General features: G+C 39.1%; 11 protein-coding genes. 10 read left to right on the top strand and 1 reads right to left on the bottom strand.

The features are described from left to right. The first annotated feature begins 461 nt into the window (after nucleotides 1–461). From R4Z09_RS27330 to R4Z09_RS27290, 9 genes are all read left to right on the top strand, one after another. Entirely contained in the window at nucleotides 462–1709 is a 1248-nt protein-coding gene (locus R4Z09_RS27330) for a dipeptidase (protein WP_338449817.1), read from the top strand. A gap of 39 nt (nucleotides 1710–1748) precedes the next feature. Then, nucleotides 1749–2114 (top strand): hypothetical protein, encoded by a 366-nt coding sequence (locus R4Z09_RS27325; RefSeq protein WP_338449816.1) that lies wholly within the window; start codon nucleotides 1749–1751, stop codon nucleotides 2112–2114. Nucleotides 2115–2304: 190 nt separating this feature from the next. Next, nucleotides 2305–3627, top strand: coding sequence for an MFS transporter (locus tag R4Z09_RS27320; protein WP_338449815.1), 1323 nt, complete (start codon nucleotides 2305–2307; stop codon nucleotides 3625–3627). Nucleotides 3628–4010: 383 nt separating this feature from the next. After that, the gene (locus R4Z09_RS27315) at nucleotides 4011–4766 is read left to right on the top strand and encodes an SDR family NAD(P)-dependent oxidoreductase (protein WP_338449814.1); all 756 of its coding nucleotides are present in this window, start codon (nucleotides 4011–4013) and stop codon (nucleotides 4764–4766) included. 38 nt (nucleotides 4767–4804) lie between these two features. Further along, complete coding sequence (locus R4Z09_RS27310) at nucleotides 4805–5941, top strand: acyl-CoA dehydrogenase family protein (protein ID WP_338449813.1); 1137 nt, start codon at nucleotides 4805–4807, stop codon at nucleotides 5939–5941. A gap of 198 nt (nucleotides 5942–6139) precedes the next feature. Next, a complete protein-coding gene (locus R4Z09_RS27305) occupies nucleotides 6140–6301 on the top strand; it encodes a hypothetical protein (protein WP_338449812.1) in 162 nt (53 codons plus the stop codon). Nucleotides 6302–6513: 212 nt separating this feature from the next. After that, complete coding sequence (locus tag R4Z09_RS27300; protein WP_338449811.1) at nucleotides 6514–6801, top strand: hypothetical protein; 288 nt, start codon at nucleotides 6514–6516, stop codon at nucleotides 6799–6801. Nucleotide 6802: 1 nt separating this feature from the next. Beyond that, nucleotides 6803–8731: a XylR N-terminal domain-containing protein gene (locus R4Z09_RS27295; RefSeq protein ID WP_338449810.1), complete on the top strand. Its 1929-nt coding sequence runs from the start codon at nucleotides 6803–6805 to the stop codon at nucleotides 8729–8731. 270 nt (nucleotides 8732–9001) lie between these two features. Next, complete coding sequence (locus tag R4Z09_RS27290) at nucleotides 9002–9547, top strand: YitT family protein (protein ID WP_338449809.1); 546 nt, start codon at nucleotides 9002–9004, stop codon at nucleotides 9545–9547. A gap of 51 nt (nucleotides 9548–9598) precedes the next feature. Here R4Z09_RS27290 and R4Z09_RS27285 read toward each other — a convergent pair whose 3' ends face one another. Next, on the bottom strand, nucleotides 9599–12019 hold the full coding sequence (locus tag R4Z09_RS27285; RefSeq protein ID WP_338449808.1) for a penicillin acylase family protein: 2421 nt from the start codon (nucleotides 12017–12019) through the stop codon (nucleotides 9599–9601). Nucleotides 12020–12606: 587 nt separating this feature from the next. Here R4Z09_RS27285 and R4Z09_RS27280 point away from each other — a divergent pair. Beyond that, nucleotides 12607–13959: an MFS transporter gene (locus tag R4Z09_RS27280; RefSeq protein WP_338449807.1), complete on the top strand. Its 1353-nt coding sequence runs from the start codon at nucleotides 12607–12609 to the stop codon at nucleotides 13957–13959. Nucleotides 13960–14002: the final 43 nt, after the last annotated feature.

Below are 14002 nucleotides of genomic sequence, written 5' to 3'. Positions count from 1 at the left end.
TAAGTTTAAATTTTTCTAAAAGTTGACAATAAAATAACTGATGGAAACGATTACAAATCTATGTATTCTTTTATGCATTCTATTTCACAAGCTCAATTCTACCAAATCTCCTATATGTTAATCAATGGACTTTAAGGGGAAATTTGGAAGTTTGGCCCTCGTAATTCATAAGTTAGACACCACTCCTTCGATTTTCTATTAATATAAAAGAAATAATAGAGGAAGATGGAGAATATCCTCCTTTTCAAAAAAATATACCATTAACACCGTACTAATAGTGTTAAATCATTTAATAAATTTAGACTGGTTATGCTGTGGTTTGAATGTTCAGAATATTCTACAATATGGAATATCGACAAGGTGCAAAGAGGACATTTTCCAATTAAACGGCTGTCGTCATTTGAAATAGTAAGATATGAATCTATTATCAGATAACTAAATGAAACTTGGAGGTGATCATAATGACTGTAAAGCAGTCCATAAGGCAGACTGTAAAACGGCCGATAAATACACCTGTAAAACGATATGTCGGTTATCGTTCGTTTCAATATCTAACACCGGGCAAGCATTATAAACCATATCAGCTCCCAGAAACGGAGAGATACCGAAATACCTATCAACTAAAGCTGTCCGAATCGGAGGAACGTATTTTTGACACACTACAGAAATATTACCCGATTGTTTCACTAAGAGACCACGGGTTTGTCGTTCCGAAAAATCCGGATGATATTATTCCCTATTGCCGTCAGCTTCATACGGAGTTTGATTATGAAGGCTTAGCCTGCTCAGGTATTGATGTGATGTTTGAGAACTTTATGGATGGAATCTCCATCATTACATCACAAAATGGGCTAAAGTGGAACGATGTGATTTTAACCTTAGGGATACGCTACTGTGACATCGCCAAGCAGGATACCGTTTTTATTGCAAGAACCTATCAGGATTTATTGAAAGCGAAACAATCGAAACAAATTGCGATTTTACCATCATTAGAAGCGGCCAGTATTTTAGAAAATGAAGTGGACCGCGTGGATGTTCTCTATGGATTGGGCATTCGCTGTATGGGGATTACCTATAATGATGCCAATACGTTAGGCTCCGGTTTAACGGAACCGTTCGATGGAGGATTAACGAAGTTTGGCAGAAAAGTAGTGGAGAGAATGAATCAGCTTGGTATGGTAATCGATATCTCTCATTGCGGTGACCGGACAAGCCTCGATGTGATTGAGGCAAGTGAGGTACCGGTTATGATTACCCACGCCGGCGCAAGAAGGATTTGGGATTCTCCTCGGATGAAACCGGATGAAGTTCTGCTGGCATGTGCTGAAAAAGGCGGTGTGATTGGTGTTTGTGCCGCTCCAAATACAACATTGTCTACTAGAAATCCTAATGAACATACGATTGAATCGGTGATGGAGCATACTGAATATCTTATTGATTTAGTCGGAATGGACCATGTTGGATTAGGGCCTGATACGTTTTTCGGTGATCACGTTGCCCTGCAGAATGCTTTTGATGATATGCTGTCGCTTCATGACTCACATGGGAATCAAGAGTACGAAGCCTTTCCTTTTGTAAAAGGGTTAGAAAATCCAACAGAAGCCATGAGTAATATGATCAAGTGGCTGATTAAGAAGAATTATAAGGTACAAGACATTGAGAAAATCATTGGCAAAAATGCTTTGCGAATTCTTGAGAGCATCTTATAGAAGAAAAATTTTGATAGGATAAAAGGGAGGAAATTTATAATGGCTGGAATTAAACATGGAGCACCAGAAGTACCAACACCACTTCGCGTGATGATTTATTTTGAATCTACAAGCGGCTGGTTTAACACAACTGGCGAGGAAAAAACAAATGATATTTTACCTGCATTAAATGAAATCATTGCTTCTTGGAAAGAAAATGGGTCTGAGTTACTAGGAACCATTGACCGAGATATTTTAACAGCAGGCCCATCAGGAAGTGCCGGCTATCACGCTTGTTTCCTTTACAATATTCCTGATTTACAAACAATTGCCGATATGACTCATGCCTTCCGGGCAACAGGCTTGGATAAGTATTTTCGTTTAGAAGCTGTACTTGGAAGACCGTTTTTCTTACTTGAAAACTAAAAAATAGTAGTAGTAATAATGATTACTCTCAACCTATTAAATGGGAGTAATCATTTGGTTCTTAGGATAGGAAATATTTGAGAGTGATAAAATGAGTTGATTAATTTTTTCCCAGCATAATCCACGGCTAAAATATTTTGAATATTCAAAATGCAAAATGAAAAGTACCTAATATAATGGAGGTTATTTTATGGTGAAAAAGAACACAAAGGAATCAAAGTTATCGAAAAGGACATGGATTGTCATTGCGCTATTGTTCTTATTAACAGCAATTAGTAATATTGATAAGGCTGTTATTGGATTTGCATCGGTTCCAATCATGAAAGAATTAGGATTAACTCCTGAGCAATGGGGTTTGGTAGGCAGCGTATTCTTTCTATTGTATTCGCTTTCAGCTGTCTTTGGTGGAGTACTCGCTGATAAATATGGTACAAGAATTGTCATTGCTGGTATGGTTGTGCTTTGGTGTCTTATTCAGTTCTCTACTCTATTTGTATCAAGCTTTGCCTTTTTGCTTATTACACGAATCCTTTTAGGGATGGGAGAAGGTCCTTCTTATTCTTTAGCGATGACGGCAGCATCTAAATGGCTGCCTAAGGAAAAACGTGGAGTAGGTCTATCAATTGTTTCTATTGGCAGTCCACTTGGAGTAGCGATCTCAGCTCCTATATTATTGAATCTTATCACCAATTATGGTTGGCGTTCAGCGTTTGTTGCTACCGGGGTTGTTGGAGTGATCTGGATTGCAGCATGGTTATGGGTTGTAAAAGCGAAGGATGATTCAAAAGGGAAAGTGGATGCAAAAGAGGATCTGGCAAAAGAGGACTACGACCAATTGGAAGCCCAGCCTGAATCAGGATTCTTATCTTTCCTGCTTTCGAAAAATTTCATTCTCATTGCTTTATGTGGCTTTGCTACATATTGGGCGTTTACGATGGGGTTAAACTGGATTCCTAACTATTTGGAGAATGTACTTCAATTAAGTGCAGATAAATTGCAAATTGTTGTCGCTTTTCCATGGATTCTCATCACGGTATCGCTGCTTTCATTTTCATTCATTTCTGACCGTCTTTTTCATAAAACGAAAAGTGTTGTGAAAGGTCGTGTATTTGTCCTTTGCCCTGTATTGTTAGCCGGGGCGGTCTGTTACTTTTTCGGAGCTATGGCAACTTCTAGCTCGTTGGCCATTGTACTATTATCCCTCGGTTTAACCTTTGGAGTCATTACAATGGTTCTTGGACCAGCCACATTAATCGAACTGGCTCCCAAGAAACATCAAGGGAAAGTTCAAGGATGGTTTATGGCGTTTACATCATTAGGCGGTATCGTTGGTCCATATGTTACAGGTTACCTTGTAGAAAACTCTTCAAGTGCAGCAACAGGATTTCATTACGCCTTCCAGCTTTGTGCCCTTATTTTGCTAATCGCTGGAGGACTTGGGGTGGTGGGCATACGTCCGAAAAAGGTGGAAAAACCAACAACGATTTATACCAATCAAATTAAGAAAGTATAAACAAAGGGGAGTATGGGTTATTTTTTCAAAAGAAGTAGGATTATGAAAAAATAAACAAGGTTGATTAGAACAAAGGGGTACTCACACAATGTGTCTGGGATCCGCTAAAAACTACTTGGTAATCATCATCATTGGTTACAGAAGGTTTTTCGGCGGAGCCAGGCACTTTTTTTTTGGTGTTTTTTAACTAAACAATATCATACGAACCGTACTGAATTTTCTTTCGTATTCAGACCTATCATGCTGTAGTTGGAATTTTCAAAATATTTTACTATTATTATAGAAAAATTATTTGGAATACCAAATTGTCTTTATGATAACTGTTATGAATAGGATTCTAACAATCTATAGAATTTTTAATTTTCTGAAAGGTGAGGATTTTGATGCAAACAAATGATCAAAGAGTCGCAATCGTTACTGGAGCAAATAAAGGTCTTGGGTTAGCTGTAGCGGAGAATTTTGTGAATGAAGGAAAAAAAGTTGTTTTCGTGATTAGAAACAAGGCGAATCTTGAACAAACAAAGCAGAGGTTTCAAAAGGAAGCAGCACAGAACCAGGTCATGTTCATCCAATTGGATGTATCTGATACGAAAGGGATAAAAAGTGCTGTCGATCAAGTGTTAAACGAGTGGGGCAGAATCGACATTCTAGTAAATAATGCAGGAATTCGTTATGAAACCCCGATCGAAGAGATTAATGAGGAAGAATGGGACCAAGTGATTGATGTTAATTTAAAAAGCACATTCTTTTTCTCACAAGCTGTTGTTCCTGCCATGAAAGAGAGAGGATGGGGACGCATCATTAATATGTCTTCATTTGGCGGGCAGGCAGGTCCATTAACATCAGGTGCCCACTACTCAGCTTCCAAGGCAGGACAAATTGCGTTAAGCAAAACTTTTGCTAGATCGTTAGCATCATATGGCATTACGGTTAATGCTGTTACCCCAGCTTCTGTTCGTACACCAGAGATGGATAAAATGGATCCAGTTAAATTAGCTCAAATGGTAGAGACCATTCCACTAAAACGTGTCGGAGAGCCGAAAGAGGTTGCAGACTTAGTATCCTATTTAGCCTCTGATTCCGGCGGATTTACAACTGGAGCTACGTTCGACATTAATGGCGGAAGGCTTATGAGATAAAGATTAAAACTATTTAAGATATTGAGGGGGAATGAATCATGACTGTTGAAATGAAAAAGGAAAACCTAAATCAAAACTTGTTCGATCGTGTATTGAGTGAAATCCGTGCCAGACGAGACGAATTTGAAGCAAAGCGCCACGTGCCGCGGGACATGATTGTGCAACTAAAGGAACTGGGCATCTATCGCGCTCACGTGCCGAGTTGCTTTGGCGGTGACGGCCTTTCGCCTTCTGAGTTTCTTAAGATGATAGAGGCCATCTCTGAGGCTGACGGGTCCGCCGGGTGGGTGGCAAGCTTTGGCTCTGCACAAGTCTACCTGGCAGCATTACCGAGCGAAACGCTCGCAAAAGTTTACGCAAATGGTCCTGACGTGGCCTTTGCGGGCGGATTGTTCCCAGTCCAACCTGCTAAGAAGGTTGACGGCGGCTATATTGTTAACGGTCTCTGGAAATTTGCAAGCGGTTGTATGGGTGCTGACCTTCTCGGTGTCGGTATTGGCACTGGAGAAGGCGGCAAGCCGCTCACTGCAGTACTTAAGCCTGAGGATGTGGAAATCATTGAGAACTGGGAAGTGATTGGAATGCGCGGAACAGGCAGCCATGACCTTAAGGTAACAAACGTCTTCGTTCCTGATGAATGGACCTTTGTCCGCGGTGGGGCACCTTCTATTGTAGAACCAATCTGTCAATATCCATCCATCGCTTATGCAGCACAGGTACTTGCTGTGGTTAATCTTGGTGTAGCCCGCGCTGCTCTTGATGAAGTTTCTAAGATGGCTGGACGTTCCAGCATCACAGGTGCACCGAAAATGGCCGATCGCGCTTATGTACGAATCTCCATTGCAAAGGCAGAAGCCACGCTAAGATCAGCACGTGCCTTCTTCTACGAGACCACTGATGCCGCTTGGGAATCGATTATGAAGGGTGATGGCGTTTCTGCTGATCAAACAAGTATGCTTCGCTTGGCAGCTGTGCAAGCTACCCGCGCAGGTGCGGAAGCCGTACAGGCTGCTTACCTGCTGGCCGGGACCTCGGCGATTTATGATGGGCACCCGCTTCAGCGCCATTTGCGTGACGCGATGGTCGTGACCCAGCACGCGTTCCTTAACGAAAGCATTTACGACGGCGCCGGTTCGGTCATGCTGGGTGTGCAGCCGATGCCTGGTTTCATCTAATTCTATCAATCAATACCGAAGCGACTATTCTGAATCTAAGTTTATAATTTTAAAACCTGTAATTCTTCTAAAGGCTTGCAGGTTTTTTTGTCCCACCTTAACCTACAGTAGGATTATGTTTTTGATTAATAGGTACAGTAAAAGTTCTTCAAAATATAGGGGGAGCAGTTTCCCTCCAGTAGAAAGGAAGGAATAGGGATGGCGATTATCATAGGGTATTTCGTTGTTTTAAGTATCGTAGCACTAGATTTTTATTATCATGTGTATGGTAATAAAAAAAGGAAAACGTATATCCATACTCCGTTTGATGCAGTATCAGGGCAATATGGATTATTTTATGAAGAAGAAGAAAAAGTATAAAGGTGCCTGACATCAATTTTATAAATATTCAAAAAATATGGTAATTATTCTGGTAGTAGATTAGAATAATAATTAATTAAATTACCACTATACTAATAGTACTAAAAGTTAAATGATTCTTAGACCGAATGTTCTGTAGTTGTAATTTTCTAAAAATTTTAAAATGTCTATAGAGTAAATACTTTTCAAAGTATTGCGAGGTGGAAAAAAATATGAGCACAACCATTAGTGTGGTAAAAGAATCCTTAGTTTTAAAACTTCCTGATAAATCCTTCTTTGACCTATGTAATGAACTATATGGGATTAATAGAGGCGTATATAATGTCATTGATCATTGGTTCTATCATCATGGCCATCAAGAAATTGAATCAAGACGGGATACCATCCTTAACTTTTTAGATTATCTGCAGAAACACAAGATTAATAAGTTTGGCAAAGGCGGAGTAAAACATAACTTGGAAATATTTACAGAAAGTCGGAAGGAGAAAGAGGTAGGTTGAATTGACTTCTACTGGAAAAAACACATTAACAAACATCTTTTCCTTTTTTAATCATGGGGGAGACCATTATTTTCAAGAAAAACGAATGATTCTTTCCAGTACGGATGCGTGGGGAGTCCTGCGTAAAGATTTAATTGACACCTTAGGTGTTCAACGCGCCAAAAGATTTCTCCTGCGCTACGGGTGGAATTGCGGGAAAAATGAAGCAAGAATGTTAAAGGACATGGTGAAATGGGACAGTGATTTGGATTGGCTCGTGGCCGGTTCACAAATGCATCAAATTGGCGGACGTGTTCTTTCATACCCTGAAGAATTTCATGTTGATATGGAAAAAGGGGAATTTAATGTTTCTGGAAATTGGATTGATTCATATGAGGCAATGCAGCATCTACAGCATTATCCGTTGTACCATGAACCCATCTGTTATTTTTTGATTGGATATGGAGGCGGTTACAACAGTGAGTGTCTCGGGAAAAAAGTCATATTCAAGGAAACACATTGTGTTGGAAAAGGCGATAAACAATGCCGTTATGTCGCGAAAACAGTAGAAGAATGGGGCTCGGAAATTGATGATGAGCTCATTAATTACGAGGAACAGGATATTGCTGATGAATTGGATATTGTCTACCGCCGTGTCGAAAAACAAAGTGAGATCCTGCATGTCGGTACGTCCATTACTAAGCATTTAACAGCTGCGCTGCTTCAAGGCAAAGGGATGGATGAGTTTGCAAAAATACTATCGGAGGATTTAAAACTGCCGGTTACTATTCAAAATCAATATTTTGACTATATGACCCATTACCATCCTGAAACGGAGCATCGTGAAGAACAGCCATATGATTTGGAGAAAATAGAAGAATTTATTGAAAAACAATTTACGAACCGTAAATTAACTCAAACAGAGCAATTTGAAATGGAAGAGAATCAAAATCTATTAATCTCTCCCATTATTATTCAAAATGATGTGTATGGTTATATATCCATTTATCGAAAAGGTGCCAAATTCGGAGATGCTGAAACGGACTTTTTAGAAAGGGCTGCAAGTATTTGTGCCGTAAAAATGTTAAATGAACGAACAGCTATCCAAACGGAAGAAAGAATGAAAGGTGATTTGCTGGAAGAGTTATTTAAAGGTGATACAGATCCTTCCAATATCACGAAACGATTCTCCTATTTTGGGTACAATATTAATCAGCCGCAATATGTATTAATTATTGAGTTCCCTAATAAAAGTCTATTTACGGACACTGAGAATACCGTAAATACCAAGAATAAGCTTAATTCGAAGGCAGTCATGGACTTTTTTAATCGTGAAGAAACCCATTATAATACAACGTTTGTTAAGCTGGAAAAGCTTAATAAAGCAGCTATCTTAATTCCAACTGAGTACCTTGAGAAGAAAAGGACAACCATTAAGCAATTTGCTCAGCATTGTTATGAACTAGCCCAAAAAAATAATCATGAAAACTCTCCCGTTTATATCGGAGTAAGTAAGCTTTGTACGGATGCGGGTAAATATAGTAAAAGATTTAAAGAGGCGAAAAAGGCAATCGAGGTGGCAAAGGCTAAAAATCGGTTAATGAATGATTCCCATCATGAGGCCGTCCATGCAGATGAATTAGGGCATATCATGATTCTGTTAGATGCTAGGAAACCAGAGGAATTATTAGAATACGCTCATGAGTATCTCTATGACTTAAAAGCATACGATGAAAAGAACTCTTCGGAGCTAGTTAGAACTCTTTATTATTATATTGAAAATGAATGTAATCTTCATAAAACAGCAAGAGAAATGAATGTTTCGATCAGTGGAATGAGATATCGAATCCAGCGCATCCAAGAATTAATGAATATAGATCTATCAAAGGCATCATCAAAATTTGAAATCCAACTTTCTTTGCAAACCTATATGGTGTTTAACCTTTTATAATAGGATTAGAATGAAAATACCCCAAGAAAGAAATCTTAATATTGGAATTTATAATAAGGCTAAAATTCACCCTGCTTGAAAACTTCTATTTTATCTTGAAGTAAAATAGAAGTTTTTTATTTTTGATCCTTTTGAAATAACTTTGTTAGAAAGAGTGATTAGATATTGAACAAAACGATTCGAATTCGATGTTGCTTCTACTTGGTCGGCATTCTCCTGCTTTCCTTTGGTATTAGCTGTTCTGTTAATTCCCAGCTGGGAGCTGCCCCAATGCCAGCTTTTGAAGTTGGTTTACAACAAACCGTTGGATTGACGGTAGGTACCTGGGAGTTTATTATTGGAGCTATCTTGATCACTGTTATGTCTATCGTTCGGCGAAGCCGTCCTGATGTCCTTGCTTTTTTATCATCCTTTCTTACAGGCTTGGGAATTGATATGTGGCTTTATGTAACAAAACAAGTCTATATTCCCAATCAATTACCCGGTAAAATCATGTTCCTTTGTTTCGGGTTAATCTTCATTGGCCTAGGTGTATCCCTTTATTTGCAAGCAAAATTTTCACCTGCGCCACCGGACGGGATGATTCTGCTTCTTGAGGAGGTTTGGCATCTTAAGCGTCAAACATCAAGGACACTGTTTTCTGCGACCGTTGTCACGCTTGCCTTTTTCTTCAGCGGGCCAATTGGGGTTGGTACCTTGATTATGGTTGTTTCCCTGGGACCAATCGTCGCCTTTTTTTACCCTATTATGGAAAGTCTCATTAATAGATTATACGATAATCAGCTATCGATTCATCCAATAAATAAGGAAGGCTGATTGGCCAAAATGAAAAAACACAGGATCTGATCCTGTGTTTTTCATTTACTATTACTTTTTAATGTCTAAAACCTCAGTACTCACAGCGTATGTTGCTAAATCTTGTTCTGTAAATAGGACCGGCTTATACTTCCAGTTGGCAAACAACTCAACTTGATCCTCATAATGTTTATGCAATGTACCATCCTTTGATATAAAACCGATTTGACCTGGAGGATTTACATTGTATCCCTTAGGGCCATTTTTGGTTAGTTCAATATAATGATTTTCACTGCCGCGATTGGCTTCCAGGAATTCTATTTTCGATCCGTATTGCGGAAGACCGACTAATGAAGTATTGGTGAATACAATCATTCGTGCCGGTTTCAACCATGTGCTTATATCCTCTGATTTATACTGATTTTCTAACTGAGCAAGTGCTTGATCAAGTGAATGAAGCATAAATTGATCAGGGTCCCCATTAAACCATTGATACTGTGTTTCCAGCGGGCCGTTGCTTCCTCCCAAGACCCTTAACGTAAGACTTGAACCATAACGATGATCAATGATCCCTTTGAGTGGTGCATAGGCATCGCCAAGCTGTGATTTATATAGGTTTTCCACAACAAGCGGCCACCATGCTTCAAAAATCGTTACGCCTGGGCTGTCATAGCTGCCGTCTTTATTGTTATCTTCATTTAAATTGTTCCAGTCCTGAAGGGCTGCATAGACTTCCTGATATTTTGGATCATTTGTTTCTTTTAAAGCTTCCATCAACATCGGTTTAAACCACTTCGTTCTTAAGTTAACATAGCTTGCATGATAGTTAATGTCATCAATATCTTCTAATGTTAATTTTTCCTTCGCGTTGACTAAATCAATAAATTGCTGAACGCGGTGATCTTCACCCCACATAAAGCTTAATTCGCCATTGCCCCAGTTTGAAGCAGGCCTATTATTCCAGTTCACAATGTAGCCTGTATCTGGATTAATTGCATATGGATGATCTTTCGGATTGATGAACCCTTTCCACTCATATTCACCTGTACCTGGAGTTGGAAGTCTTAAATCCACTCGTTCATCACGGATTGGATATTTACCCGTATAGAAGTGCCCAATATTTCCTTCCTTGTCCGCATAATACCAGTTGATGCTCATTGCCATTTTTTGTGCTTCTTTTTGAAATTCTTTCATATTATTGGCCCAATTGGACTCTAAATAAGCAGACCAGCTTTGTGCTTCCGTTCCGCGGAAGGACCATGCCTTACTATAGGCAGTGTTATTTTCTTCATCCATGTACGTTACAGGTCCGTGTACCGTACTGTAAAATTCTTTTGTTTCCTCTTTCAGTTCCCCTTTATCATTCCGATACGTAAAGGTTTCTACCTTCTTTTCCATCTCCATCCACTTACCTTTATATAAGTATTGATGTGGATTCTCTGGATTCAATGTTTCTACGAAAATATCAACTAAATTCCCAACCCCGTAAGTAGAGGTAAAAGCGTAGTTTTCTTTTGTACCAAACATAATAATCGGCATCCCGATCAGCCCGGAACCTTCAATATCAATTCCTGGTGCATGCAGGCCTACTTCATATACAGAACCAGGAGCGGAGAAATTGTATTGCGGTCCTCCCATCAGTAAAGCATTGCCGGTAGCTGATTTTTCAGGACCAATGATAACCGCATTGCTTCCAATTTTAAGTGGAAGTCCTAACTTCTCAGAGGTTTCAACGAAGTCATTGCGCTTTTCCGATATTGTATCAGATACTCCTTCGATCCCAGGAAACTGCTGATTGGCTGCCTCTTTTGTATCCTTTTTAACAGGATTGACAGCTCCTTCTTCTGGAAGTGTATTAGGCGAAGCAGGGTCTTTCTCCCAAAAAATATCATCAAACATTTTCTTTGCTGTTTCAGGACCATATTGTTTTTCTAATTGTGCTAAAATCTTTGCATTTTGGATTTCCTGCTCAGAATCCATAAATACCCCCATGGAGGACATGAACAAACGCAATACATCGACTTCCGTCCATGCCTTAGGTGTTACTTTATAATCGTGGAATTCCTTTGACAGCTTCTCATCTGGATTTTTGAGAGCTTCCTCTACATACAAAGAGATACCATCTGCGAAATTCTGGATGACCTTTTTTGAAAATCCATCCATTTTCTTAATCATCGCTTCGACTTCTTTATCCGTGTAGCCATCTCTTCTCATTTGTTGATCTCTTGCTAAAAACTTCTCCCCGAATACTTCCGCTACGCTCCCGTTATTCCCCCGACGGAACGTTTCCAGCTGAAACAACCGGTCCTGGGCCATCACATATCCATAGGTAAAATACAAATCCTCGACATTATTAGCATAAATATGCGGGACGCCATAATTGTCGCGAACAATCTTGGCAGAACCTTTTTTCTGTGAGTCTGCAAGTGCAGGGGTAATGGAGGCTAGTAACAGAATTAAGGTTAAAAATAGTGTTAGGCTTTTTTTGAGCAATTTATTTCTTCTCCCTTCAATATGAAAATCTTTCGAATCGTTATTTCTGAAAATCTACTGAATAGAATCTTTCAAACCTTTTATTTAAGTAAAAAATATAAGGATATTCATATTTTTGTTCAGAATTTTCGGAAATTTCGTTTCGTCCTATGTATTATAGTTAAAGGGTTTTTAGGAAAAAAGGGCTGAATAGGTTTAAAATTTTTCATTTCTTTCATATGATTCATACAATGACAAATCAAAGACTACTGAAAGGATAGACCTTACAAAAGGAAGTTAATAAAAAGTAAAACATCGATCGTCCTGTGTGGAAATATAGCGTTTTCTGCTTATCATCTATAAATGTAATAGTGGATTCGTCCCATTCTAACCTAATAATACAGAATAATTTATATTTTCCTGCAGAATCTGTTGGATACAAATATACTAAATTTTCTGTATAATTACTTTACAACATAGCAATAGTAGAAAGGGGAGAGAGCATAAAGATTAACAGGAGATTTTAATAGAAACGAAAAGTCATGAAAAAGGAGTTAAACAATGGCAGCCTTGTCTGCAAATGTATGAATCTAACGGAGGTGCATGTTATGTCTAGCGTGAACACAAATGAAATTTCAGACAAGAAAATGGCCAGAAGGGCTCTGGTAGGGTCAACCTCTGGAGCGATTATTGAATGGTATGATTTTTCACTTTATGCTACGGCATCTGCTGTAATTTTTCCCAAACTGTTTTTTCCTAATACAGACCCGTTTATTGCAACCATCCTGTCATTCGCAACTTTTGCAACTGGTTTCTTAGCAAGGCCGGTAGGCGCGATCATTTTCGGACATTTCGGTGACCGAATTGGAAGGAAAAACGCATTAATTGTTACCTTATGGATGATGGGTTTGAGCAGTGCTGCGATGGGCTTAATTCCAAGCTATGACTCTATTGGTATATGGGCCCCAATTCTGCTTGTGTTATTGAGATTAATACAAGGAATTGGAGTTGGAGGAGAATGGGCAGGCTCCATCCTCTTATCAATGGAATGGGGAAAGAAGAAGCAGCAAGGATTTATGGCAAGTATCCCAAATGCAGGAGTAGGAGCGGGGATGTTACTATCTTCTGCGGTGATAGGATTATGTATCACTCTTGGTGGGGATAGTTTCTACACATGGGGATGGAGAATTCCGTTTTTAGCCAGTTTATTGCTATTAGTCGCAGGACTTATCATCCGTTCAAAAATTGATGAAACGCCTTCATTCCGCAAGGTTCAAGATGGAGAAGCCGTTTCAAAATTGCCAGTACTAGATGTTATGAAAAAACATCCAAAGCAGATTCTTTATTCAGCATTAGTTAAGTTAGCTGAACATACTCCGTTTGCTATCTATACTACATTTTTGATTAATTACAGTATCAATAATTACAATGTCAGTTCGTCTTATATGGTTAATACTAACACCGCAGCAAGTTTCATGCTCTGTATTTTCATCCCATTATTTGGTTACCTTTCTGATAAAGTAGGAATTAAACGTCTATCTAGGATGGGTATCGCTGCAACACTGGTTTGGGGATTTGTGTTTGTAGGTTTAGTTAGTACAGGTGTACATGCTCTTATCGTAACTGCTATGCTGATTTCAATGATTCCGTTTTGTATGCAAACGGGCGCTCTTCCTGCTTTAGCTTCACAAGCGTTCCCAGCACGCTTACGCTATAGCGGTGCTTCACTAGGGACGCAAATCCCTGCTATTTTTGCAGGCGGTATTGCCCCAATGGTTTGTACGTATTTAATCCAGGCTACAGGAACAATTTGGTCAATTGGAATTTATATCGCTATTGTGTCTGTTCTGGGCCTTATCGGTACAAGCAAATTGAAGAATCTAAGTGAACAGGAAAGTACTTTAAGCGCAGGTAACGAAAGCAGTATGATTTTAAAGACTCCGGAAGATGTAAAAGCATAAAAGTTGTTCAAGTAATAAAAATGACCTTAAATGAATTATTTAA

Source organism: Niallia oryzisoli, from assembly GCF_036670025.1.
Lineage (GTDB): Bacteria > Bacillota > Bacilli > Bacillales > Cytobacillaceae > Bacillus_BD > Bacillus_BD oryzisoli.
The sequence above is the reverse complement of the archived record's forward strand: the minus strand, read 5'-3'. Positions and strand labels throughout refer to the sequence as shown.

Bases quoted from the DNA above. Each gene is read 5' to 3' on its own strand.
- R4Z09_RS27330 (WP_338449817.1), top strand. From the start codon at position 462: ATGACTGTAAAGCAGTCCATAAGGCAGACTGTAAAACGGCCGATAAAT.
- R4Z09_RS27290 (WP_338449809.1), top strand. From the start codon at position 9,002: ATGCCAGCTTTTGAAGTTGGTTTACAACAAACCGTTGGATTGACGGTA.
- R4Z09_RS27280 (WP_338449807.1), top strand. From the start codon at position 12,607: ATGTCTAGCGTGAACACAAATGAAATTTCAGACAAGAAAATGGCCAGA.
- R4Z09_RS27310 (WP_338449813.1), top strand. From the start codon at position 4,805: ATGACTGTTGAAATGAAAAAGGAAAACCTAAATCAAAACTTGTTCGAT.
- R4Z09_RS27300 (WP_338449811.1), top strand. From the start codon at position 6,514: ATGAGCACAACCATTAGTGTGGTAAAAGAATCCTTAGTTTTAAAACTT.
- R4Z09_RS27305 (WP_338449812.1), top strand. From the start codon at position 6,140: ATGGCGATTATCATAGGGTATTTCGTTGTTTTAAGTATCGTAGCACTA.
- R4Z09_RS27315 (WP_338449814.1), top strand. From the start codon at position 4,011: ATGCAAACAAATGATCAAAGAGTCGCAATCGTTACTGGAGCAAATAAA.
- R4Z09_RS27325 (WP_338449816.1), top strand. From the start codon at position 1,749: ATGGCTGGAATTAAACATGGAGCACCAGAAGTACCAACACCACTTCGC.
- R4Z09_RS27320 (WP_338449815.1), top strand. From the start codon at position 2,305: ATGGTGAAAAAGAACACAAAGGAATCAAAGTTATCGAAAAGGACATGG.